Below are 24206 nucleotides of genomic sequence, written 5' to 3'. Positions count from 1 at the left end.
TAAGATCATTAATTTGAATCCAGATAATTCTTCAGGTCAGAAATATTTTTAATATTAAGCTCATTCGCCTGTTTCCTTCGCATCATCAAAGCATACGCATTATTAAAACCGAGTGGTTTCAGCCATTCAATTCCATACTGTTTCTGAAATTCCAGATTGACATAATCCAATGTTTTTTCCGGACTCTTAGAAACTTCTTCTATCGTTTTTGCCGAAGGTTTCAGCAAAACCAGCAGTCCGGTTCCTGTATATTCGGGATACAAATCAATTGCATCATTCATCAGAGCATCAAAGCAGATTTTCGTTCCGCCAAGCCCCGTTTTTGTTTCCACTTTATAATTGGTATAGCCTTCGATGAGCATTTTGTAAATTTCGGCAAGAATATACTGTTCACCAAAAATTTTTGACCCGATTTTTATGGTTTGTGAATTTCCTTTGCGTGGATCTTTATACAAGTTTGTTCTTATTAAAAAGTCTTTAGCAATTTTCTCAGGAGTCTGTTTAAGGTAATCGGCTTTATAATTCAGATCTGTCATGATTGAATCATTGAACTTCCCTGCTAAAAGATTCAGTGTTTTGTCCAGTTCAGGAAACTTTTCCAGTGTTTTTGTTTTGATCACGGGAGCAGCAAAATAGGGTGGAAAAATCTTCTTATTATCCTCCAGAACATACAAATCAAAAGCCTTGATTCGGCCGTCTGTAGAATATCCACTGATGAGGTCCAATTCTTTTTCGTAGGCTGCTTTGTACATGATGGCATCACTTACCACCAGAGGATGTGCATCAAGCCCGTATACCGAACGAAGCCCCAGATCACCGTCCTGCCGTCCCATAAATTCGGGTGTAAAGCCTGCCTTAAGCTTATGGTTTGAAGCCGAAGCAAAAAGATAAATAGCCCCGATAATCACCAATACAACCGGGACAATATATTTTAATTTCTTTACAGACTGATAGCTTAATTCCTGTAAAACTGCGATGATTTGATCCAAAAGAACAGCCAATAACGCTGCCGGAATTGCACCGGCCAGAATCATATTGGTATTATTAAGGGAAATTCCGCCAAAAATAAACTCACCCAAACCTCCTGCCGCCACAAATGAAGCTAAAGTTGCCACCCCAACATTGATAACCGCCGCTGTTCTGATTCCCGCAATAATGACAGGCATTGCCAAAGGAAGCTGAACTTTGAAAAGCATTTGTCTTCTGTTCATCCCCATTGCTTTTGCAGCTTCAGTTATCGCCGGATCCACTTCCGTAATTCCGGTGTACGTATTTCTGATGATAGGTAAAAGCGCGTAGATCAGCAATGCAACAATGGCTGGAGTTGCCCCGATCCCGAAAGCAGGAATCATAAAACCTAGCAAAGCAATACTGGGAATCGTCTGTAAAATTCCTGCAATTCCCAAAACAGAACCTGACAATTTTGTTTTTCGGGCAATGAGAATTCCTAAAGGCACTCCAATCATGATCGCCAGAAACAGAGACAAAAAAGTAAGTCCCAGATGCTGCACAACCTGAGTAAGAAGTTTCTCATGCTGCTCTATGATAAACTGCCAAAAACTCTGCTCACTCATACAGTCTGGAATTTTCGGTATTCATTAAAAGCTTTCACCAGATTTTCGTAATCTTCGGAAAGCAAAGTATCAGCGCTCAACTGCTGCAACGCATCCCACACACTTGAATTCTCTGAGAACTTAAGTTCTTCGTAGAAGCGGCTTCCTTCAATCAGAGAGGTCATATCTTTCAGTCTGGCCACTTTGTATTCCAGTAAAAGCCGGTTTTTGGCAAAGAAATTTTTAACGAAATCATTGTTGGGTTGATACAGCATTTCTTTCGGAGTTCCCGTCTGGATAATTTTCCCTTGATCCATCAGGCAGATTTTATGACCTAAATCGAATGCTTCCTGAACATCATGGGTAACCAGAATAATCGTCTTATTTTTAAGTTCTTCCAGTGATTTAAATTCTGAATGAATATCGGTTTTGGTAATATTATCCAATGCTCCGAACGGTTCGTCCATCAACAAAACAGGTGAATCCGCAATCAGAGCCCTGGCAATTCCTACTCTTTGCTGCTGTCCGCCGCTTAATTCGTTTGGAAACCGTGTAAGTATCTCTTCTGAAAGATAAAGTTTATGTAATAATTCAAGAGTTCTTTTGACTGTCTTTTTTTTATCCCATTTCAGCAATTCAGGAATGACTGCTATGTTCTGTTGTATGGTATAATGGGGAAATAATCCGGAATGCTGCATGACAAATCCGATTCCCATACGCACCTCTTCCACTTTTTGCGACTGAATATTTTTACCGTCAATCAAAATAGTCCCGGAATCTATATCAACGAGGCGGTTGATCATTTTCAGCATGGTTGTTTTTCCGCAGCCGCTTGTTCCTAAAAGCACCAGAATTTCTTTGTCATTGGCCTGAAAAGAAATAGCATCCACGGCTTTTTTCCCGTTAAAACTTTTTGAAACCGATTCAACTGTAATCATAGGCAAAATTATTGTGCAAGTCTGATTCCGGTAAACTGCCACTGTAAATGAGTCTGGAAAAAGTTCCGGTAAGTATTTCTGCTGTGTCCGGGCGGAGTGGCCACTGAAGCACCACGAAGCACCATTTGATTCACCATAAATTTCCCGTTATATTCTCCCACAGCTCCTGCTTCTTTTTTAAATCCCGGATATGGAAGATAAGCAGAATTGGTCCACTCCCAGCGCTTTCCCCAGTCAAAATATTCTGATGCAATCTCCCATTCAGCTTCGGTGGGCAGGCGTTTTCCTTTCCATGAAGCAAAAGCGGAAGCTTCAAAAAAACTGATATGGCAGACGGCTTCTTCTAAGTCGATTTCCTCTAAACCATGTAAAGTATAATTCATCCATTTCCCATCAATGAAATGCCAGTATAAGGGGGATTTTGCGTTATTTTGCTTCACCCAATCCCAACCCTCGGCATGCCAGTGTCTGAAATCTTCATAGCCTCCTGCTTCAACAAATTCTAAATATTCTTTATTGGTCACCAATTGACTGCAAATTTTAAAATCATTCAGATATACTTTGTGTCTTCCCAGTTCATTATCAAAACAAAAGCCATCACCCTTAAAACCGATTTCATAAATTCCTTCTGAAAAGCTTATCATCTCTGAGTTTACAACAGTTTCATTTTTTGAAATATTTTCCTTTTTGTAAGGAGGAAATAAAGGATTATGACCTAAAATGTATTTGATATCTGTCAATAATAATTTCTGGTGCTGCTGTTCATGGTTTAACCCTAATTCTAACAGTGACTCCAGTGATTCTGTAAGATATCCGTTCTGAAGAAATTCATCCATCTTCTGATCTACATATTCACGGTATTTAAAAACATCTGAAACAGATGGACGGCTCAAATTTCCTCTGTCAGTACGGATAACACGGGCCCCGATGGTTTCGTAATAACTATTGAACACAAAATTATACTGAGGATCAAAAACTTCGTAACCGGAAAAATTGGGCTGTAAAATAAAGGTTTCAAAAAACCAGGTTGTATGGCCCAAATGCCATTTCGGAGGACTCACATCTACTATAGGCTGAACAACATAGTCTTCAATTTCCAAAGGACTGCAAATCTCAACGGAATGATTTCTGATTTCAGAGTATTTTTTTGTCCTGTTTTTATGAGGTTTTGCTTTTACAAGTAATGCATCTTTTTTCATAAAAAATCATTTTAAATTATACCATCCAGATAGAATCTACAAACCAGTTTTTAGTATCTTTAATCTCAACAAGGATATGAAATCCTGAGTCTCCAGCCAGTTTTTTGATATCCTGTTCAGAAAATTTCTGAGAAATCTCCATATCAATCAGTTCATCTTTTTTAAATTGAAACAAATGGTTTCCCACATAAACTTCCTGATCACAAAGACTTACCAGAAAACTTCTGCAGGCTCCTGAAATAGGGTCATAATTTTGATAATGCTGAAAATTTTCCACCTTGAAATCAGCTTTCAGTTCCCGGTTGATTCTTGTCAGAAGATTAAGATTGAAGGAAGCGGTAATTCCCGCGGGATCATTATAAGCTGCAAGAATGGTGTTTGGGTTTTTCTTCAGGTCAAAACCTACGAGAAATAAATCTCCGGCATTCAGTTTTCTTTTCACTTCATTGCAAAAATGTCTGGCTTCCTCACTCTCCATATTTCCTATATTTCCACCTAAGAAAAGGACTACTTTTTTCCTTTTTGAAATCCCTGTGGCTTTGTCAAGCATATCAAAATACTCTCCTTCCAACGGTAAAATTTCAAGTTCAGGCAGTTTTTTCTTCAGATTTTCCTGTAAAACAGAAAGAATATTTCCTGAAATATCAATAGGCATATAGGTAAAATCTGTTCCTTTTTCTACTAAATTTTTGAGAAGGTAAGATGATTTCATCGCATCGCCTGCTCCTAATTCTATAAGATCAAAAGATTCATTGATATTGGAAATCGCTTTTGCAAGCTCCTCTGTTTTATTCTTAAATATATCCAGCTCACAATTGGTAAGATAATATTCAGGCATAGCCATAATCTGCTGGAAAAGGCGGTCGCCTGTTTTGTCATAAAAATATTTTGAAGATAATTTTTTCGGATGAGCGGACAGGCCTTTTAAAACGTCCGAACCGAAATTATCGGCACCATCATCTTTAAAATGACAATCCTGTTTTAACTGTACATTCATAGTTTACATTTTGTTTTGGTCGTTCATTGAGTACAACTATCTTGCCGACACCGGAATTACTTTCCGAATATCTATAAGCTTCTCCAATTCATCTAATTAAAGATAGGATTTATTTACGGTTTTGATGTACCACATCTTATTTTATTGGTAAAATACTGAACTATTCACGAATACTTTTCTTAAATCAGAATGTTTTAACGGAATCTTTTTCTGAGAAAACTGCGCCAGTATTGCTGTTAAAAAACTGTACATCAAAATCTGAAAGAAATGCTTTTTAAATTGGATAATTATAAGTTTTTAACCTTTTCCGAAGTCTTTAAATGACTAAATTAGCCCAGAATTAAAATGCGCTGAGATTTTTATGAAAAATATATTCTGTGTTTTGCTTATTTCAATGGTAACACCTGTGCTGGCACAAACCAAATTAGAAAAAGCAATTACCAATCTTGAGGATAATTATGAACAAGAGAAAGTATACCTGCTTACCGACAAATCACAATATGCCGCCGGTGATAAAATCTGGTTCAAAAGCTTTGTATTTGACGGATATAACCGATCTGCATTATCCACGACTCTATTTGTAGAATTGTACAATTCTGATAAAAAATTAATAGACTGGAAAACGGTACTTCTTACCAATGGTGAAGGCAGCGGAGATTTTCAGCTGAAAGAAGACCTTCCTGAACAGGTATATTTTGTAAGAGCTTATACGCCTTATATGACCAACTTTAATGAAGATTTTCAGATTGTTAAAACACTTCCCGTTTACAACCCAAATTCCACAGAATCATTAGTAGTTTCTAAAAATTCCGATTGGTCTGCAAAAGCATTTCCGGAAGGCGGAACTTTCATTAACGGCATGCCTACCAAATTTGCGGTAAGATTATCCGGCAATTCTTCTTTACCGGAAAACTGGACCGGAAAAATAATTGATGCACAAAATCCAAAAACTCCTGTCACTACGTTTAAATCTTTTGATAAAAATGTTGCTTCCTTTACAATGACTCCGGCATCAGGAAAAAAATACCAGGCTATTATTCAGGACAATGCAGGAAAAAGCCAGACAATAGATTTACCACAGGCTGCAGACAGCGGTCTTAATGTAGAAGTTCACAGCTCCAAGGAAGGAATTAAGTATTCCTTAAAAGGTGTTAACCTAAAACAACAGCTTCAAGGGTATAAAATTGTCGGACTTATCAATAATCACCTTGCTTACAGAGCGAACATCAACCATTTAACCAATGAAGCATCAAGTCTTATTCCTACAAAAATCAGCAACGGAGCCAATGGTGTTTTACAGCTGGTAATTTTTGATGAGCAGGACAATCCCGTGGCCCAAAGACTTTGCTTTATAAAACCCGGCGATTTAAAGATTGAAAAAGCAGAAATTATAGGCCAGAGTTTAAAACAAACTCCAAGGTCTTTCAACAGCATTGACCTTTCTCCGGAGTCTTATTTCAAAAATTATACTGTTGTGGTAAGTGAAGATGACGGCACCCAAACTCCTGATGAAGAAAATATTCTGAGCGCACTTTGGTTAACGGGGGATTTTACTTCAAAAATAGACAGCCCGGCACAGTATTTTTCTAAAAATGCCAATACTGAAGCTCTGGATGCACTTCTTATTTCTGAAAACTGGAAGAGATTCGACTGGAATTCTGTACTCAGTGGAACTGCCCCTATCATTAAAACCCAATCTCAGCAATATCTTTCTTACCGAGTAAAACCTATTAAAAACAACGCTCTGCTGATCAACTCTACTGTAAATTTAGTATTGCAGTTAGGCAAAAATCAACCTGCCTTTAATCAATTTAAAACAGATCAAAACGGGTATGTCTATTTAAATAATCTCAACAATGATGAACCTGTGAATGTTTCATTATTCGTCAATTCAGAAAATAAAGAATCAAGTACTGATAATTTATTCGTTACCGTGGAACCGCTGGTAAATCCTTCAGAATTTAAAGGTAATTTCCCCGGTACAAAATATACATTGGTAAAATCTGCTAAAAGCAAAACCCTTCCTCCTGCCATTGCCAGAGCCATCAATACTCAAAAAAACATCAGGAAGAAAGAGAGTAATGATATCCAGATTCAGGAAGTAGCATTAGTAGGAAAAAAGAAAGATCCGAAACAGGAATTAGATAAGCAGCTCTCCAGCGGAATGTTCAGTTCTGAAAATTCTACTGTATTTGACTTTGTGAATGAAGATCAGCATGTCTCTGGATCAAGCAATATATTAGACTGGCTGCAGGGAAAAGCAGCAGGTTTAACACTTCAAAGAAATAATTCAGGAGTAAATGTACCGTACATCCGAGGCCAGCAGGCGAAGCTGTATTTAGATGAAGTACTTACTGATGGCTCCATGATTTCATCCCTTCCTGTAAATAATATCGCAATGGTAAAAATTATCAAAGGATCAGGATTAATAGGTGATGCCGTAGCCATCTACACCATGAAAGGCAATATGAAATCTAAAAGTACCGAAAAAGAAGCCCCAAAGAACAACTCAGCCATCATCAAAGGATATGATAAGCCTTCAGAGTTTCCTATTGAAATGATAGATGATGACGCTCCGGAGAAAATTGAAAACGATACCAGAGAAACCCTTTACTGGAATCCGAATTTATTTGACAGCGATTATGTTCCGCCAAGAATTAAATTCTTCAATAACGACAGCGCCAAACAATATAAAGTACAGATCATAAGTTTTGATGAAGATGACCATCTTCTTTTTGATCAGCAGATTTTAAAATAATAAAAAAGCCTTTCAATGATCTTGAGAGGCTTTTTTTGTTTTGAAGCGGGAAACTGGAGGCTGGAAGTTATGATAGTTATAAAAATAGCTGTTTATCTTTTTTAAGGGATAATAACTTTCATTTTTGTCATTAGTTACGTTCAATCTTCTATTCCGATTTCTGACAGCGCATTGTCATTCTGACGAAGGAAGAATCTCAGATCATCCATTAATACAACTCAAAATAACTTCCATCTTCCCTCTCCCAGCTCCCAACCTCTTCACTTCCATTTTCTAAAACGCACAAACAATATTCTGTTTCCCTTTGAAACCTGCATGCTGATGTCGGTTAAATAATTATATTTACGAAAGTAAAACCCGGAACAAAATACAGAACATAAAGCATTATGAATGGATAAAATGAATTTATTAAGTATCGTAACAATCATCTCGTTGTTCGTTTCATTCTTTCTTGTATTTTTTTTACTTACAGTCAAAACAGAACACAAAACCAATAATCGCCTTTTTGCTTTTTTCCTTATCCTCACCGCCATAGATGTGAGTGAGCCTTTATTGAATTCAGTTTCTAGCGGTCCTTCCAATCTGGGAATGCTGAGAACTACATTTGCGTTTTTACAGATTCCTGTTTTCTATCTGTATGTGCTGTCTGTTTGTTATTCTGACTTTAAACTCAGACCAAAATACCTCATTCATCTTCTTCCCTTTTTAGTTGTGAATGCTGTTTTGCTGCCCCGTTTTTACGCTGTAGATACCGCTTCTAAAGTTGACTTCCTTGTCAATCGTCAGCATATGGCAGAGCTTCAGTTCAATCATATCCTGTTCCATATTCAGGTGATTGTTTATTTTACTGCTGTATTCCTGCTTTTAAGAAAGGCTAAAAAGCTTTACCTTGAAAATAATGCCGGCACCCATATCAATTCCTACAACTGGTTGTTCCAGTTTACGGTGGTGCTTACCATTTTATATTCCATTGCTTTATTGAAGAATATTTTCAAGTTTTCGGATTATCCGTACATCTCAGAATGGATAAAAATAGGAGCATTGGTCCTTCAGCTTTTTATTGTGTGCTGGTATCTGTACAAAGCTCTGAATAACCCTGGTCTTTTTAGAAATATTGATTCCAAATTAAAGCTTGTTTCGGATCTGATTTCCGAAGAAAAAAATAATACTTCTGAAGTTGTCAATGAAAATATAAACAATGAAGAATTACTGAAACTGAAGAAACTGATGACAGAAGAAAAACCATTTCTTAATCCTTCTTTAACGATACAGGATATTTCAAAAGAGCTTGAAATTCCCGTTCGTGAGTTGTCTGTTCTTATCAACCATCAATTGGGACAGCATTTTTACGATTTTGTAAATACCTATCGTATCGAACATGCAATGAATATTCTAAAAGACACTACAAAAAGTAAAGTAACCATCCTGGAAATCCTGTACGAAGTTGGTTTCAATTCAAAATCTTCATTCAATACTGCTTTTAAAAAGCATACAGGGAATACACCGACAGAGTATCGCAACTCATTACAAAACAACACCTTGTAATTACTCGTACTCGTATCTTACATTACCCGAACGTATTTTTTCAGACTAATGAGGCCGAATACTTTTATTCGGTCGCGTAGATCTAGGTACTTCCACATCTTTGTATCGAAATCATTTTTAACTATTAAAATAACGATACAATGAAAACTTCATTCACTTTTTTAGCAGTACTATTATTGATCAGTACTTTTACTTTTGGACAGAACATTTCCAAAAAAATAGATTCCATCATCAAAGACAATTATCAGAAAAATCCGGACGTTGCCATCAGTGTTGGGTTTATCAGTAATGATGAAGAATATTATACTGCTTATGGAAAACTTAGCAAAGAAAGTTCTGTTGACATTAACAAGAATTCCATATTTGAAATTGCATCTATTACCAAAATTCTGACTTCAAATTTAATTGCCCAGGCGGTTATTGAAAATAAACTAAAACCGGAAGATTATATTGACAATTACCTGCCTAAAAGTTATATTTTACAGAAAAACCTCAGAAACAAAATCAGAATTTCAGATCTGGCCTCTCATCAGTCTGGTCTGCCGGATATAGATTTCGCCAAACTGATAGAATTAAATCCGCAACAGCCGGTAAGTAATGTCACAGAAAAAACACTGACTTCCATTATCAACAACTACAATGAAATCACTGATTATGGTAAATACCGCTATTCTACCATTGGCTATACCCTGTTGGGACAAATACTGGAGAAAGTGTACGGTAAAAGCTATGATGAAATAATCCGTGAAAAAATAATCACTCCTCTGCAGATGACCAATACCTTGACAAAGGATTTCAATGTAAAAAACATCACAGCAGGCTATAATCCCAATGGCGGCGCTCAGGAATTTTTCAAGTGGAATATTACAGCATCGGCAGGATTGGTAAAATCAAATGCCTCGGATATGATCACCTATCTGAAAGCAGTTCTTACCAACGGAAATCCAATATCTAATGCCGCACTTTTAACAGAAAAGCTTTACTATAAGGATGAAAAAAGAGAAATGGGACTAGGCCTTACCATTAATACAGATGATCAGAATACCATTTTCCTGAAGTCCGGTGATTCTATGGGTCAATCTTCCATCATCTGCTACAACAGGGCAAAAAAATGGGGTATCATTATCCTTTTAAACCAAAGAAATTCTAAAATGAGACAAAACCTGCTGAATGAGATCTACAACAAAGTACTGAAATAAATCTTCTAAGCCATCATACAAAAAATCCAGAAAACAATTTTCTGGATTTTTTATTATGGTATTCTATTTCAATTTGCTCTTATTCTTTTTGCCCAGCTCTGATAGATGGGATACCAAACACGATCTCCGTTGGAACCATTGCAGAGAATTACAATACTGCTCTTTGTGGGCAAATGCATAAACACGCCAGCGCTCCAGCCTTCATTCTCCCCGGTATGCCCTACCGTTTCAAGCCCTTCATAATACATGAACCGATATCCAAGACCACTCTTTCCCTTATCGGAAAATGGTGAAACAGATTTTTCCATCAATTGTATGGCTGCCGGTTTCAAGACTTTATGCAGCTTGTTTGATTCATATGTTAATGACAGTTCTGCGAAATGCGCCAGATCCAACACTGTCGTCTGTAATCCTGCTGCAGCCTGTTCTGTAAATATTCTGTTCTTGATAGGCTTGCCCGATGCATCATAAGCCGTTGCAGAATTTTTCATCATTTCTTCCGTCCATTCATAAGTAGTATGATTCAATCCTAAAGGGTTGAAAACATTCTTTTTCATATAATCTGCAAACTTCTCCTTTGCTCTTTCTTCGAGCATCAGCTGTGCCAATGTGTAACCGCCGCCTGAATACTCCCATTGTGTTCCCGGCTCATTGATTAAACGCACACTTTCTCCATTTCTTTTTGTCTTTCCGGAAAGAGATTCTTCCAGACTCAGCAGTTTTGTTCCCTGCTCAGAACCTCCGTAACCATGTACCGAAAGTCCTGCCGTATGGCTGAGAATACGCCTCAGCGTAACTTTTGAAATATCATATTGGGAAGCAGGTAATTTCCAGCGGGTCAGATATTCATTTACAGGATCGTCCAGTTCTACAAGTCCCTTTTCTGTCAGTTGCATGAAGCCCCACGCAGATACCATTTTTGAAACAGAACCCACATTAAAAATGGTTTCTGTGGTTACCGGCTTTTGGCTTTCTTTATCAGCAAATCCTATACATTGTGTCCAGACTATCTTTCCATTCTGAATAACGGCTACGGCTACCCCGGGAACATTGTTATTTCTGGTTGATTCCAAACCGATCCGCTGAATTTCGGTATAGAGTGAATCCTTTTTCACCTTTTCAACCTCAACAGCGTGCTTTGTTCCCGAACAGGAAAGAAGAAATATGGTAAGAGAAAAACCAAAGATGGGTTGTATTATTTTGCCGTTCATTTTCTATTTGTTTACAATATTTCGGATTGAAAGATCAACACTTCCTTCACCTTTGTTGCCGTGCTAAAAATACAAAGAATATTATCAGGAGTATACTCTGCTTCAGGAGTTTTCTGTTTTTCAGTTAAATAACGTCATGTATTCTGATTAAAATAACTTCTATCTTCCAGCCTTTTATTTCTTTAAAACACAAAGATCACGTTCAAATCATTTTATATTTGCTAAGAGGGTGATAAAATCGCGGATGAAGCTGTATGGCTATGCGTTCGCTTAGAAAAATCAATGCAATTGATTCCAACTTTGCTCCCTTGTAATACGATAATCATAGTAGTAAACCTTTGCGTTAAATTTTAGCACTTGTCATTCTGACGAAGGAAGAATCTCTCTGAAATACTTGAGATTCTTCATTACATTCCTGAACTATGTTCGCAGACTTTTAGTCTGTATTCAGAATGACAGCGTTTGAAATACAGATGTTGCCATACCAACCATACGTCACTACAACTCAAACTACCTTCCTTCTTCCATCTTCCCGCTCCCAGCTCCTACCTCCCTCTCCTTTCCAGCATAAGATGCCCCGCATCCAGCATTTTTATCAGATGAATGTAGGGATTGACAATATTTCTTTCCGGCAGATTTTCATACATACCCATTGAGAAATAGACAATCCCGGACATAAAATAATCAAACTCCTTGACGCTGTATTCTTTGAATGCTTTTTTAAAAACCAACACTGGATTTTGATATTCTTTCTCCGAAAGCAAGCCGAGAACCCATGGAGAAGGATTTTCCAACGGAGGATCTGCAACCCATTTCTTTCCTTCTAAATGGATGAGGTAGCACGCACGCACAAACGACCGCACCGCCTGATGAAACTGAAAAACTACCGACGGATCTTCATTGATCCAGCTGTTTCGCTTTATAGCGTAACTCATAATGCTGTTTAACTTCTCTTTAGAGGCTGCCAGATCATTGAACTGGTAAAAGTTCTCCATCAGCTGTAACCCGGAGCGCTTCTTACCGCCTTTCCAAAGCTGAGGTTCAAAATGTGTGCTTGTCTTTTTCATGTTTGTATTTTTTTATAAATGTAATAAAAAAAATCAAACGTGGGTATAATTACCCACAAGTTTTTATCTGTTTCTATTGAACTTGCTTTTTATTTAATTTAATATGTCTGTAACACCAGAAAAAATAGCATTCTTAAAAAGCTTTGGAAAGAGAATCGAAGCATTGAGAACCGAAAAAAACTTAAGTCTCAGACAATTATCACAAAACTGCGACATTGACTATAGTGATATCAGTAAGATTGAAAAAGGATTAAGAAATATTCAAATGTCTACTGTTTTGGAATTAGCAAAAGGGCTAGATATATCAACAAAAGAATTATTTGATTTCGATATTGACAAATAAAAATCCCATTATTACTGGAATTTTTTTATGCCTAAGCTTTGAAGATATTTTCCGTTGAAATCTTTAAAATTTCCGTGAAAATACTGAATCAAAATTTTAACGTGTTTTTTATTTTTGCTGTTTACGGAAAGCCGTAATGCATAAAAAGAAATGTTTTATATTTTTGGCGACACTAAATAATAACATTTATTAGCTAATATTTTTATTCTCTCAAAAAATTCTTTCACCTTATATAGTTATTAAATACTTTTGTATATTAAACGATTTTTACAAAATGGAAACTGACAACCTATACATCGATTTATTTGCTGGCTGTGGTGGCCTTTCTTTAGGACTACATAATGCAGGTTGGAATGGTTTATTCGCTATAGAGAAAAGCCCAGATGCTTTTAAAACATTAGAACACAATTTAATAAATAAGAAAAATCATTTTGATTGGCCTGAATGGTTACCTAAACAAAATCATGATATTAATTCTGTTCTCAAAACTCATGAAAAAAACTTAAAATCCTTGAGAGGAACGGTATCCCTTATTGCTGGAGGTCCACCTTGCCAGGGGTTTTCAATGGCAGGTAGACGTAATGAAACTGACGAACGTAATGACCTAATAAACTCATATATTAAATTTGTAGAATATGTTAAGCCAAAAATCATTTTTTTTGAAAATGTTAGGGGCTTTACTATGGAATTCAAAAAAAATAAAGAGAAAGGGATTGCTTACTCTTCAGTTGTAACACAAAAATTGCAAAGCCTTGGATATTATGTAAAAGGGAAACTAGTAAATTTTGGAGAATATGGAGTTCCACAGAAACGAACTAGATTCATACTTATTGGTATTAGAAATGATCTTCAAAATTCATCTCAAGAATTAGTTGATGACTTTTTCTTGTCTCTTCAATATAAATCTTTTAGTTTTCTACAAAAAAGAGGATTGTCTAAAGATACTAACTTACAAGATGCTATTTCTGATCTTCTTAAATCAAATGGAACAGAAGAATCACCAGATACAAAGAGCTTTCAAGCAGGAAAATATGGTCAACAACAATCTTCATATCAAAGATACATGCGAAAAAGGATCCGTCGTGAAGTTGCGGATAGTCATAGATTTTCAAAACATACATCAATAACTTTAGAAAGGTTTAAAATAATACTTGAGTTATCAATTAACCGCAGGAATCTTGATTTAAGTAAAGATGTTCGTGAAAGATATAATTTAAAAAAGCATACTATAATACCGTTATGTGGAGCAAGTAAAAGCCCTACTATTACAACTCTTCCAGATGATTACATACATTACTCTGAACCTCGTATACTCACCGTTAGAGAATATGCACGTATACAGTCTTTTCCAGATTGGTATGAATTTCAGGGCAAATATACAACCGGAGGAAAAAGAAGAACTCAAGAGGTTCCTCGTTATACTCAAATTGGTAATGCTATTCCACCTCTTTTTGCAGAACAAGCAGGTATAATACTTCAAAAACTCATAGTATAATGGCAAAAGTAAATTTTAGAACCAATGTATTATTAAAAAATATTATTGGCAAAGATTTAATTACTGATGATAATGTTGCAGTATTAGAATTAGTTAAAAACTCATTTGATGCTGGTTCTAATAATGCGAATATTATATTTAGAGACGTTATTACTAATCAAACACCCGAAGAATATAAAAAAACAAACAAGTCAAAATTCATACTTCGTGATAATGGTTCTGGGATGTCAGAATACGATTTAATAAACAAATGGTTAAATATTGCTTATTCTGATAAAAAATCTAAAAAACAAGAATTTAACAGAAATTTAGCTGGTAATAAAGGAGTTGGCAGATTTTCATGTGATAGACTTGGAAAATCGCTCGTTATATATACTAAAAAAATAAATAAACCTTTACTAAGACTATCAATTGACTGGACAAAATTTGAAAAAATAGATGATATTAAAAAAAACATTCAAGATATTGATTTTGATTTAGTTGAAATCTCTCCAACTAAATATATTCAAGAAACAGGTCTTGAAGTCTTTGATAGTGGTACAACTTTATTTATAAGTAATTTAAGGGATATTTGGGATTTTGATAAAATAAAGTCTCTCAAGAGACAGCTTGAACGTTTTATAAATCCGAATCAAAACTTTGAATCTGAATCTTTTGATATTAATATTGAAGCAAATGAATTTATAAATTATGAATTAAATATTCCAGAAGTAGAAAAAATTAATGGTATAATTAAAAATAGGATTTTTAGTGAATTAAATTTTAAAGCTACTTATATTAATTCTATCATTTCTGAGGATGGAAAGCTAATTACAACAGAATTAATTGATCGGGGTAAGAAAATTTTCACCTTAGTTGAGCATAATTTATATACTTTATTAAAAAATATAGAAATTAATATTTATTATTTAAATCCTTATTCAAAAGCATATTTTAGAAGACAAACAGGTATTAGATCTGTCGACTTCGGTTCTATTTTTTTATTTATTAATGGTTTCAGAATACCACCATATGGTGATCAAGGTAATGATTGGTTAGGCATGGAAAGAAGAAAGGGCCAAGGATATAATAGATTTCTTGGAACTCGTGAAGTGATAGGAAGAATTGAAATTAATGGAGTTAATTTTGATGATGAAAGAGATGACTTCTTTATTATTTCCAACAGATCAGGTGTTGATAGTAATAAGCATTTTGAACAATTGACTAAAAATGATTCACCATATGGCTACTATTTTAAAATTTTCCGAAGGCTAGAAAGGTTTGTAGTAGAGGGGATTAAATGGGATAGTTCTTTAATAAAAGAGAATGAGATAGAAAAAAAAGTTTTAAATGATAAAAACTGGAGTGAATCAGATGAAAAATATATTGAGGATTCTTTGGAAAGGAATAAACGTATCATCTCTAATATAGAAAAAATTATAAATGTTAGGGGCGATGATGTTATATCGTTATCTATAAATAAGAAATTTGTTGAAGAATTAGCCCATGAGCAAGCCCAAAGAGCACACGAACAAATCAACTTTATCATTAATGAATTGAAAGGAAAGGATTTAACCTCATCCCAATTAAATGATTTGATAGGAAAAATAAGTAAAACAAGTGCTAATTTAAAAAATTTTCCTTCAGAAAATTTTGAACTTGAAAATCTATTCGACGAAGTCCAAAATTTAAAGACTCAGTTAGAATCTGGATACAAAAAAAGGAAAGAGCTAGAAGATGAAACTATAAGACTCCAAAAAGAGCTAGAAATAGAGAAAGATAAAAATACTTATTTAAGGACTTCTTCTAGATCTTTAAGTGAAGATGCTAAAGGACTCATCCATAACATTAAAATAACATCAAAAAAAATCAGCACTACTGTTGATAATTTGTATTATAAAATCAGTGAAGAAACATATAAAAAAAATGATATATTAAAATCATTAGGAAATATAAAATTTCAAGCTGAAAAGGCATTGAAAATAAGTAAGATTATTACACGATCGAATTTTAAGACAGATAAGAATGAACAGATCGTTGATATTGTTAAATATATCGAACAATATATTGAAATTTATTCAGATCTTTATGAGAAGACTCAAATGTCATTCAAAATCAATAGTAATAATGCTGAGCTTGTAAAAAAAGTTAGCTTGCTTGATATATCTATAATTCTTGATGATTTAATATCTAATGCTGAAAAAGCTGGGGCAAATAAAATATTAATTAATATCTCAAATATAGACAATAGTAACCTCAAGATTATTTTTAATGATAATGGCAATGGAGTAAATGATATTTTTTTGGATAATCCTGAAAGAATTTTTGAATTAGGAGTAACTACTACAGATGGCTCAGGAATAGGCCTTAATTCAGTTAGGACAGCTTTAAAGTCTATTCAAGGAAAAATAACTTTTCTAGGAAATAATTTATTTGAAAAAGGAGCAACGTTTGAAATATTAATTAATAATTAACCATGCAAAAAAATTGTATAATATTTGATAATGAAGATCAATCTGAAGAAATAGAAAAATTAGAAAGGGATGCAAAGTTAAGATATGGAATAACATTAACATGTGAACAATTTAATGTTGGTAGTACCGAAAAAACCGAGTTTCTAACTAGCGGTAAGATTGATATTTCTAAAGTTATTACCGAATTCAAAAAAAAATTTAGTAGAGGAGCAAATTTTCACATTGCTGCATTTGATTGGGACTTAGGAGATGATAAAATTGATGGAGTTGAACTTATAAGATTATTAAATGCTGATAAAATAATGTTAAAAACTCCTAAAATATTATATTCTGGATTACTTGAAGATAAAATATCCGGTCAGCTTGACGCTTTTAAAAAAAATCAAATAAAAAAAGATGGTTTGCTAAAACGGATAAAAGCTTTAATAAAAATAGATATTAAGGATTTTGTTGAAAGAGATGGTTATGAACAAGAAATCATTTCAACTATTTTGAAAGAAGAAGATTCATTGGATTTTTTAATTGAAAAGGAATTAGAAAAATTTCCTGAAATGATTTTTAAAAATAGATTCGTAAGTGATAGTTTCAATGGAAAATCTTTTAAAGAGGTAAATGTACTTATATGCAATAATGATAGATTGAGAAATGAATTTAAAAAAGAGATTATTGAGCAAGTTATTGCTTATTTAACTACATCTTATAGCTAATGAAAAAAATTTTACTTATTCACCCACACGATAAAAGCACTAAATTTTTAAAAAGAATAAAAAATTGCCTAGTAAATAATTCTTCTAATTTAATTCATTACTATAATGTAAAGCCAAATGATAATTCACACGCAAATTGTATAAAATTAATTAAATCTATGCCCGAAGATAGCTTAATTATTTTTATGGGACATGGAACAAAAGATGTGTTATGCGGAAGTAAAAGTGATGATTATGAAATGTATGAATTCACTAGTGATGAAGCAATGCGTGAGAATCAATTTTATATTAATTATTATAAAACTGAATTTTTTAATGAGTCTAACTTTAATGTATTTGAAGGCAAATTATTTTTTTGCTTAGCTTGTAATTCACGTGATTTAAGTCAAAAAGTTATAAAAGATGGTGCAAAGGCATTTATTGGCTTTGGGAATTTACCCACTTCTAAAGAAGAATTTATTCAAGAGAAGACAAATTTTCCTTCAAAATATTTAGTAGCACAAATGAAATCCGAACTCAATTATATATTAAAAAAATCATTGTTAATTGCTATTCACAATTCTTATAATTTTGATCAATTACTTAATCTATTACATTTTTTTGCTAATCAAAGGATTGCACATCATTTAGCAAATAGAAAAAAGAAAAAGGAGCGGTTTATTTTGGCTGATCAATTATACTTCTTGAAAAAAAATTTGAAATTAGTTGGAGATAGACACATATTAATTACAGCTTGATTTCTTTACTTTCATTGCCCATGTTCCCGCATGAAAGTTACTTATATTTGAGACTTAACGGAAATTATAGAGCATCCCCAACACTTACCATATGAAAACAAAACTTAGCTATCTGTTTATTCTGTTATATGCTCTTGTAAGTGGTCAGGAAAAATCTATCATTAATGACCTGAAGTTTTCTAACTATTTCGGGCATCCCAAAACCATCACAGAGATCATCACTTATTCACCGGAAAACAGCTATAAAAACATTTCCTATTATGACAAAGAGGGGTTTCTGACAAAAATAGAATATTACAATGCTATCGGAAGCGGGCCTTCTCAGGAAAGGTCTATCAATAAGATCATCACCTATAATTCAAAGGACAAAGCCAAACGCTATTTTGAAGCCTTTAATCCTGGGAATAAGAAGATAGAAACTACAGGCTATTTTGAAAAAGTTTCGGATTCTCTGTACAAAAGAGTTTCAAAGGATTTGGCTCACAATATATCCCTTAGCAAGATGTTTTATTTTGACAAAAATAACCGTCTTATAAAAACAGAAGAAACCGGAAATTTCTTTGAAACGCCAGTTAACAGCACTATTTTTTACACCTACATCAATGAAATGAGAAGTGAAACCCTTCTTGAAGATGCCACTAAGCAAAAAAAATCTAAGCTCATTTATAAAAATGTAAAGCTTGATCCGCAAGCCAACTCCATTTATGAAGAATTAGCAGATGATCAGGGAGCAATACAACAAAAAACAGAAAGAGTATTTGAGTATTATTAACCACTCTGGTTCAGCACTTTCATAAAAAACATAGAATTCAATATAAAGACTAAAGGCACTTTCAAATAGCCTCCGGACATTTCTATAAGTATCCGGAAGTATTTTCCAAACTGTCCGCCCCCCTTCAAAAATAATCTGCAACACTTATCCAAGTGTCCGGAGCCACTTACAGAAATATCTTCAGTTTCTTCCCTGATCGCTCTTACCACTTAAACAACTGTCTACAGACACTTAGATAGGTGTATATCGACAATGATATAAGTGTGTCCTGAAACCTACAAACTACCTCCAGACCGTTATCTAAGTAGCTCTACCCACTTATCATACCCTCTCCAGGGACTTCCGAACAGCCTCTACCCCCTTGAGGAAGTGTCTCCAGCCTCTTAAGTAAGGGGATCTACCCCCTTGGGTAAGGGGGTATAGGGGGTTGTATAAGGGGGTAAAGGGTGTTACATAAGGGGCTAGAGACCCTTATCTAAGAGAGTCTAGCCCCTTGTATTAATGGCTCGAGGGACTTCTGAAGGGTGTAAAGGGATAAAGCTTATTTGTGGCTATCCTTCTGCAAAGTTATTCAACATTATAGTTGAGGTTAAGATTTTCGGTTTCTAATAATTAATTCCAGATTTCTAATTAGAAAATGAAGAAAAACACCTATACCAATACAATAGATTATGATATAATGAATCGTATAAAATATATTAGCTGTTGGTGTCAATGGAGACATATTTCCTGTAAATAAAGAAGATGCACTATAAGGAAGTAATGTTGTATAAGTCCAAAAATTGTTTTTATCTAATTCAACTTTTTTAACTTTGTAGTAATGGAGTTCATTTTTTAAATAATTAATATCATGAGTGATTACACTTCCAAATTTCATAGAATCTAATTCGCTTTGACCACCAGTCTTCCTAAATTTCTTTTTTAAAACACCCTTCTTATCAAATATATAAATTGTTGCCATATAATCTTTTCCAGGAATATTAAAATCAAAATCTGAATGTAATATATAGCCCTCTGTAAAAGTTAATTGCTCCAATTCTTTTAACGACTTGTTTAAGATTGTATAATTTGACAACTTGATATTTTCAAGATATTTTATTTGGGATGGAATATCTTTAGAATCATCAATCCACTCATTCATCACTACCTGTTTTTGATTATCATGAATAGCTGTTTTAAATTCAAAGCTATTTGGGTTACTTTTAAGCATTAAAGTATATAAAAACGGGAAAACCACTAAATGTAATGCCAACATGATTGCAAGAGATGAAATTGCATATTTAGATTTCTGATACTTTTTAGAAATTCTGTAGAGATATGCACAGAATGATAAAATAATTAACATTAAGAATACTGTTGAAAAAAACTCTCCAACACCAAATGAGATAGTAATTAAATTTAGTAACATAAAAATTTTTTAGCACAAAAATATAGGAGATAATTATACATTCGTAACGGAAAACCGTAATGTAAAACCATTGAATCGTGATAAATTTCATCTGTTAAATAAATTTATTATGGAAACAATAAAAGCAATTAAACCAGGCCCAAAACCTGACAAATCTGACGGAACCCCAGACAGAAGAAGAAGGGTAACACCGGAAACGAAACCAAAGCATCCGGAGTTAAAGCCTCACAAGCACAAGCCTGGAGATTCAAAATAAACAAGAGTCCCAGCATTGCTGGGATTCTTGCTTTTACTTCAACCATATTTAATTGCAGCTATGGCTCTATTGAAAAAATAATAATACTATAAAATCCATGACACACAAAGAAATCAGAAAAGCTCATCTAGAAAATAAAAAACTTCATGATGATAAAGCCATTAATTTCCAAGAGTATATTAACAAGCAATTTGAATTGCTTAATGAATTAAATAAAGAAATAGATAGATTAGAAAATCTTCATTTATATTTTTTAAAAATATAATAAATTGGTTTAGAAACTTGTTATCGATAAGCTCAAAGTCATGAGACTTTGCATCGTTAGGCCATTACTTTTGATCCAAATATTTAATTATATTTGAAGATCAACCAACACACCTATTAACATGAAAAACAGTAGTTATGAAATACAACTCAGACCAACCACAATAGCGGATCTGGATATTCTTTTTGAATTTCAGCTTGAACCTGAAGCCAGGCATCTGGCAGCCTTTATGTCAAAAGATTCCACCGATAAAGAAGCTTATCTGGCGAAGTTCACAAAATTGCTGGCTGATCCTACCATCAACAATCAGACGATTATCGCAGATAATGAGATCGCCGGAAGCATTGCCAGGTTTATCATGGAAGGGGATGCAGAAATCACCTATTGGATTGATAAACCTTTCTGGGGAAAAGGTGTCGCCACAACAGCATTGAAAGATTTTCTCACTCTTGAAACCACCAGACCTATTTTCGGACGGGTAGCTTTTGACAATCTGGGTTCACAAAAGGTGCTGGAAAACTGTGGCTTTGTAAAAGTAGGCACAGATAAAGGCTTTGCCAATGCCAGACAAACAGAGATCGAAGAATTTATTTACAGACTTGACCGTTAATGCGGCCCCCATGTATCGAAAAGATTAATTGAAAGACTTCCTGAACTCCAAAGGAGAAAGCTTGGTTTTTGTTTTAAATAAATTACTGAACGACTGGGAATGCTCAAACCCCAGTGCATACGCCACTTCACTTACAGACAGGCTGGTGGTGGAAAGCATTTCTTTGGCCTGGCTGATCAGTTTGTCATGAATATGCTGCTGGGTACTCTGCCCCGTTAAGGAACGCAGCATATCACTTAAATAACTGGGTGAAAGATGGAGGTTTTCTGCAAAATAACTTACTGTAGGTATTCCTTTATTAAGAGACATTTCATCTTTAAAATATCCATCCAGCAAATCTTCAAATTTTTGCAGAAGGCTGCTGCTGGTAGCTTTACGCGTAATAAACTGGCGCTTATAAAAACGGTTGGCATAGTTCAGGAGCAGCTCTATCTGGGAGATCATCACATCATGGCTGAAGTCGTCAATACGGCTGTTGAGTTCAGATTCAATAAAATTAAAGATAGAAAGTACCGTATTTTTCTCTTCTTCAGAAAGGTGCAGGGTTTCTTTCGTAGAATAGGAGAAAAAACCATATTGCTTTATCTTCCTGGCGATGGGATATCCCAGAAAGAAGTCAGGATGTATGAGCAGAGAATATTGTGAACAGACCGTATCACTGTTTCCGTTCCCTCCTATCACCTGGCCGGGTGCTGCAAAGAGCAGTCCGCCTTCATTAAAATCGTAGTAGCCCTGTCCGTATTCTATCCTGCCGTCCAGTTTCGGTTTATAAGATATTTTATAGAAACTCAACACATGTTTTTGAGACAATTTATCTGTTGCCACCAGATTGTGCGCCCCATTCATTAAGCTAATGAGAGGATGCTTGGGTGTTGGCAGTCCGAAAAACCGGCTGGCTTCTGATAACGATTCAAATTTGAACGGAGTTTGATCTGTCTTTTTCATAAATGGTATTTTAAAGGTACGAAAAACCGGCTATAATTTTATAACCGGCTGTTACTGTTTATTACGATCCCTGTGCTGCGCTGGAAACTTCATCCCACGCTTCCCAGAGATTGATTCTTTCTGCATATACAGACTTCACCAAAGGAAGGTTATGACTTCCCAGATGGAAACGCAAGGGCGGATTTTCAGAATCTACCATTTTGAAGAGCGCTTCTGGCGTCGCTGTAGGGTCTCCCTTCTCATAAGACTGAATGGTCTTTATAAATTCTGTCTTAAAGTCATTGTACACCTCCATGTTCTGAGAAAATTTCAGTGAGTCCTGACTTCCAAATTCCGTGGCATACGCTCCCGGTTCTATAATCGTCACTTTGATCCCGAATTGTTTGATCTCTTCCGCAAGACTCTCATGGATGGCTTCAAAAGCCCATTTGGAAGAACTGTAATACCCAATCACTGGCAATGTAACGTGTCCGAGATTACTTGATGTCCCCAGAATATGCCCGTATCCCTGCTCTCTCATGATTGGCAGTACCGCCTGAATGACACTTACAGGGCCCAGAATATTGGTTTCATATAAAGAACGGATTTCATCTGCACCTGCCTCTTCAATAGTTCCTACCAGCGAATATCCGGCATTGTTCAGTACGATATCCAGCTTCCCGAAATGCTGGTGAGCCTTATGTACGGCTTCTTTTACCTGCTCAGGCTGGGTAACATCCAATGCTAAAGTAAGTACGTTATCACCGTATTTCTCCTTAAAATCGGCAATGCTTTCCAGTTTTCTTGCGGTAGCCACCACTTTGTCACCACGTTCCAACGCTGCCTCAGTCCAGATGCGTCCGAAACCTCTTGATGCTCCGGTTATAAACCAGATTCTATTTTGCTGTATCATAATTTTAAAATGTTTTTTTGATAAAGCAAAATTATAAAGCCTGTCTCCTGAAATTGTAGTCTAATCGCAGACCTTTGTAGGCGAATTGAGGATCTTTAAGCTGAAACAAAACCTAGACTGTGACTATATCAAAACAAGTACACATAAAGGCTTTGCCAATGCCAGACAAACGGAGGTTGAGGAATTTATTTACAGACCTCAAGACATAAAAAAACAGGCAGTAAAAACCCTCTAATACTCTTTTTGTGGAGTTGGAGGGAATCGCCCCCTCGTCTAGTTTTGCAGAGAAGAAGGGACTCGAACCCTCGATAGATCATAAATATTTTGTAGTATTGCAGCTCTTTCATAAAAAACATATACTTTTCTTAGAGCACCTGACTCATAATCAGGTGGCCATTGAGCTATTCCCTGATAAAGAAGAAGCCATTCTTCATTTTATCTAAATCAAAAAACATCCATCATATCATTAAAAACATCCATTTTCAGCAGTAAGTAATAGGCGCAACTTTGCAACAGACAAAATAGAAAAGTACAACCTTAAAATGTAAACAAAATGTCTGTTGCAAATCTCTCATAGTGGCTAAAAAATTATGATATTCGCTTCAGATTAAGATACAACTAAAGTCGATTGAGATACATTTATAACCGGACAATATAGCAATTTTGTGGCTGTAAAATTATACAATAACTTAATTCATATATACAAAGAATGGGAAGTAAAATTTTAAAAGTATCATGTATTTTAGATCAATTCAGATCACACCATTTTTTTCACTATGTACCAACAATGATATTGGTGTTCAGTACATTGGTCAATATAAAATGAACTCTTATCTAACATATAAAAAAACCTTAT

General features: G+C 34.9%; 21 protein-coding genes and 1 tRNA gene. 12 read left to right on the top strand and 10 right to left on the bottom strand.

From position 1 onward, the window contains the following. Positions 1-8 precede the first annotated feature (8 nt). Genes LC457_RS09185 through egtD form a run of 4 tightly spaced genes read right to left on the bottom strand, consistent with a single transcriptional unit; the run spans position 9 to position 4687 of the window. Complete coding sequence (locus LC457_RS09185) at positions 9-1574, bottom strand: ABC transporter permease/substrate-binding protein (protein WP_223599573.1); 1566 nt, start codon at positions 1572-1574, stop codon at positions 9-11. Next, positions 1571-2491: an ABC transporter ATP-binding protein gene (locus LC457_RS09180; protein WP_223599572.1), complete on the bottom strand. Its 921-nt coding sequence runs from the start codon at positions 2489-2491 to the stop codon at positions 1571-1573. The genes LC457_RS09185 and LC457_RS09180 overlap by 4 nt, the downstream gene beginning before the upstream one ends. 8 nt (positions 2492-2499) lie before the next feature. Further along, on the bottom strand, positions 2500-3690 hold the full coding sequence (egtB, locus tag LC457_RS09175; RefSeq protein ID WP_223599571.1) for an ergothioneine biosynthesis protein EgtB: 1191 nt from the start codon (positions 3688-3690) through the stop codon (positions 2500-2502). A 16-nt stretch (positions 3691-3706) separates the two neighbouring features. Then, on the bottom strand, positions 3707-4687 hold the full coding sequence (gene egtD / locus LC457_RS09170; RefSeq protein ID WP_223599570.1) for an L-histidine N(alpha)-methyltransferase: 981 nt from the start codon (positions 4685-4687) through the stop codon (positions 3707-3709). Between the two features lie 361 nt (positions 4688-5048). Here egtD and LC457_RS09165 point away from each other — a divergent pair, with 361 nt between their 5' ends. From LC457_RS09165 to LC457_RS09155, 3 genes are all read left to right on the top strand, one after another. Next, entirely contained in the window at positions 5049-7445 is a 2397-nt protein-coding gene (locus LC457_RS09165) for a hypothetical protein (RefSeq protein WP_223599569.1), read from the top strand. 390 nt (positions 7446-7835) lie between these two features. Continuing rightward, positions 7836-8990 (top strand): AraC family transcriptional regulator, encoded by a 1155-nt coding sequence (locus LC457_RS09160; RefSeq protein ID WP_223599568.1) that lies wholly within the window; start codon positions 7836-7838, stop codon positions 8988-8990. A 140-nt stretch (positions 8991-9130) separates the two neighbouring features. Next, a complete protein-coding gene (locus LC457_RS09155; RefSeq protein WP_223599567.1) occupies positions 9131-10189 on the top strand; it encodes a serine hydrolase in 1059 nt (352 codons plus the stop codon). 68 nt (positions 10190-10257) lie between these two features. On the opposite strand, the gene LC457_RS09150 is transcribed toward LC457_RS09155, so the two are convergent. Together LC457_RS09150 and LC457_RS09145 are read right to left on the bottom strand one after the other, a co-directional pair. Next, positions 10258-11400 (bottom strand): serine hydrolase, encoded by a 1143-nt coding sequence (locus LC457_RS09150; RefSeq protein WP_223599566.1) that lies wholly within the window; start codon positions 11398-11400, stop codon positions 10258-10260. 545 nt (positions 11401-11945) lie between these two features. Then, a complete protein-coding gene (locus tag LC457_RS09145; protein WP_223599565.1) occupies positions 11946-12467 on the bottom strand; it encodes a hypothetical protein in 522 nt (173 codons plus the stop codon). 103 nt (positions 12468-12570) lie between these two features. Here LC457_RS09145 and LC457_RS09140 point away from each other — a divergent pair, with 103 nt between their 5' ends. The 6 genes from LC457_RS09140 (at position 12571) to LC457_RS09115 (ending at position 18974) form a co-directional block, all read left to right on the top strand. Next, a complete protein-coding gene (locus LC457_RS09140) occupies positions 12571-12810 on the top strand; it encodes a helix-turn-helix domain-containing protein (RefSeq protein WP_223599564.1) in 240 nt (79 codons plus the stop codon). A 274-nt stretch (positions 12811-13084) separates the two neighbouring features. Continuing rightward, positions 13085-14305, top strand: a complete 1221-nt coding sequence (locus LC457_RS09135) for a DNA cytosine methyltransferase (protein WP_223599563.1) — start codon at positions 13085-13087, stop codon at positions 14303-14305. Beyond that, a complete protein-coding gene (locus LC457_RS09130) occupies positions 14305-16758 on the top strand; it encodes an ATP-binding protein (protein WP_223599562.1) in 2454 nt (817 codons plus the stop codon). Before LC457_RS09135 ends, LC457_RS09130 begins: the two co-directional genes overlap by 1 nt. A 2-nt stretch (positions 16759-16760) precedes the next feature. Beyond that, positions 16761-17465: a hypothetical protein gene (locus tag LC457_RS09125; RefSeq protein ID WP_223599561.1), complete on the top strand. Its 705-nt coding sequence runs from the start codon at positions 16761-16763 to the stop codon at positions 17463-17465. After that, the gene (locus tag LC457_RS09120; RefSeq protein ID WP_223599560.1) at positions 17465-18202 is read left to right on the top strand and encodes a hypothetical protein; all 738 of its coding nucleotides are present in this window, start codon (positions 17465-17467) and stop codon (positions 18200-18202) included. The genes LC457_RS09125 and LC457_RS09120 overlap by 1 nt, the downstream gene beginning before the upstream one ends. A gap of 91 nt (positions 18203-18293) precedes the next feature. Then, the gene (locus tag LC457_RS09115; RefSeq protein WP_223599559.1) at positions 18294-18974 is read left to right on the top strand and encodes a hypothetical protein; all 681 of its coding nucleotides are present in this window, start codon (positions 18294-18296) and stop codon (positions 18972-18974) included. Between the two features lie 589 nt (positions 18975-19563). Here LC457_RS09115 and LC457_RS09110 read toward each other — a convergent pair. Beyond that, positions 19564-20382 (bottom strand): hypothetical protein, encoded by an 819-nt coding sequence (locus LC457_RS09110; RefSeq protein ID WP_223599558.1) that lies wholly within the window; start codon positions 20380-20382, stop codon positions 19564-19566. 109 nt (positions 20383-20491) lie between these two features. Here LC457_RS09110 and LC457_RS09105 point away from each other — a divergent pair, with 109 nt between their 5' ends. From LC457_RS09105 to LC457_RS09095, 3 genes are all read left to right on the top strand, one after another. Continuing rightward, on the top strand, positions 20492-20638 hold the full coding sequence (locus LC457_RS09105) for a hypothetical protein (RefSeq protein ID WP_223599557.1): 147 nt from the start codon (positions 20492-20494) through the stop codon (positions 20636-20638). Between the two features lie 97 nt (positions 20639-20735). Next, entirely contained in the window at positions 20736-20903 is a 168-nt protein-coding gene (locus LC457_RS09100; protein ID WP_223599556.1) for a hypothetical protein, read from the top strand. A 121-nt stretch (positions 20904-21024) separates the two neighbouring features. Next, positions 21025-21513 (top strand): GNAT family N-acetyltransferase, encoded by a 489-nt coding sequence (locus LC457_RS09095; protein ID WP_223599555.1) that lies wholly within the window; start codon positions 21025-21027, stop codon positions 21511-21513. Between the two features lie 24 nt (positions 21514-21537). Here the strand turns inward: LC457_RS09095 and LC457_RS09090 are convergent, their stop codons facing one another. The 3 genes from LC457_RS09090 to LC457_RS09080 form a co-directional block, all read right to left on the bottom strand. Continuing rightward, complete coding sequence (locus LC457_RS09090; RefSeq protein ID WP_223599554.1) at positions 21538-22458, bottom strand: AraC family transcriptional regulator; 921 nt, start codon at positions 22456-22458, stop codon at positions 21538-21540. Between the two features lie 61 nt (positions 22459-22519). Then, positions 22520-23350: an SDR family NAD(P)-dependent oxidoreductase gene (locus tag LC457_RS09085; RefSeq protein ID WP_223599553.1), complete on the bottom strand. Its 831-nt coding sequence runs from the start codon at positions 23348-23350 to the stop codon at positions 22520-22522. Positions 23351-23632: 282 nt separating this feature from the next. Continuing rightward, positions 23633-23760, bottom strand: a tRNA-OTHER gene (locus LC457_RS09080). Positions 23761-24206 lie beyond the last annotated feature (446 nt).

Source organism: Chryseobacterium sp. GVT01B (assembly GCF_019970045.1).
GTDB lineage: Bacteria > Bacteroidota > Bacteroidia > Flavobacteriales > Weeksellaceae > Chryseobacterium.
The sequence above is the reverse complement of the archived record's forward strand: the minus strand, read 5'-3'. Positions and strand labels throughout refer to the sequence as shown.

Coding starts and splice junctions, on each gene's coding strand:
- LC457_RS09185 (WP_223599573.1), bottom strand. CDS start 1,574: ATGAGTGAGCAGAGTTTTTGGCAGTTTATCATAGAGCAGCATGAGAAA.
- LC457_RS09180 (WP_223599572.1), bottom strand. CDS start 2,491: ATGATTACAGTTGAATCGGTTTCAAAAAGTTTTAACGGGAAAAAAGCC.
- egtB (WP_223599571.1), bottom strand. CDS start 3,690: ATGAAAAAAGATGCATTACTTGTAAAAGCAAAACCTCATAAAAACAGG.
- egtD (WP_223599570.1), bottom strand. CDS start 4,687: ATGAATGTACAGTTAAAACAGGATTGTCATTTTAAAGATGATGGTGCC.
- LC457_RS09165 (WP_223599569.1), top strand. CDS start 5,049: ATGAAAAATATATTCTGTGTTTTGCTTATTTCAATGGTAACACCTGTG.
- LC457_RS09160 (WP_223599568.1), top strand. CDS start 7,836: ATGGATAAAATGAATTTATTAAGTATCGTAACAATCATCTCGTTGTTC.
- LC457_RS09155 (WP_223599567.1), top strand. CDS start 9,131: ATGAAAACTTCATTCACTTTTTTAGCAGTACTATTATTGATCAGTACT.
- LC457_RS09150 (WP_223599566.1), bottom strand. CDS start 11,400: ATGAACGGCAAAATAATACAACCCATCTTTGGTTTTTCTCTTACCATA.
- LC457_RS09145 (WP_223599565.1), bottom strand. CDS start 12,467: ATGAAAAAGACAAGCACACATTTTGAACCTCAGCTTTGGAAAGGCGGT.
- LC457_RS09140 (WP_223599564.1), top strand. CDS start 12,571: ATGTCTGTAACACCAGAAAAAATAGCATTCTTAAAAAGCTTTGGAAAG.
- LC457_RS09135 (WP_223599563.1), top strand. CDS start 13,085: ATGGAAACTGACAACCTATACATCGATTTATTTGCTGGCTGTGGTGGC.
- LC457_RS09130 (WP_223599562.1), top strand. CDS start 14,305: ATGGCAAAAGTAAATTTTAGAACCAATGTATTATTAAAAAATATTATT.
- LC457_RS09125 (WP_223599561.1), top strand. CDS start 16,761: ATGCAAAAAAATTGTATAATATTTGATAATGAAGATCAATCTGAAGAA.
- LC457_RS09120 (WP_223599560.1), top strand. CDS start 17,465: ATGAAAAAAATTTTACTTATTCACCCACACGATAAAAGCACTAAATTT.
- LC457_RS09115 (WP_223599559.1), top strand. CDS start 18,294: ATGAAAACAAAACTTAGCTATCTGTTTATTCTGTTATATGCTCTTGTA.
- LC457_RS09110 (WP_223599558.1), bottom strand. CDS start 20,382: ATGTTACTAAATTTAATTACTATCTCATTTGGTGTTGGAGAGTTTTTT.
- LC457_RS09105 (WP_223599557.1), top strand. CDS start 20,492: ATGGAAACAATAAAAGCAATTAAACCAGGCCCAAAACCTGACAAATCT.
- LC457_RS09100 (WP_223599556.1), top strand. CDS start 20,736: ATGACACACAAAGAAATCAGAAAAGCTCATCTAGAAAATAAAAAACTT.
- LC457_RS09095 (WP_223599555.1), top strand. CDS start 21,025: ATGAAAAACAGTAGTTATGAAATACAACTCAGACCAACCACAATAGCG.
- LC457_RS09090 (WP_223599554.1), bottom strand. CDS start 22,458: ATGAAAAAGACAGATCAAACTCCGTTCAAATTTGAATCGTTATCAGAA.
- LC457_RS09085 (WP_223599553.1), bottom strand. CDS start 23,350: ATGATACAGCAAAATAGAATCTGGTTTATAACCGGAGCATCAAGAGGT.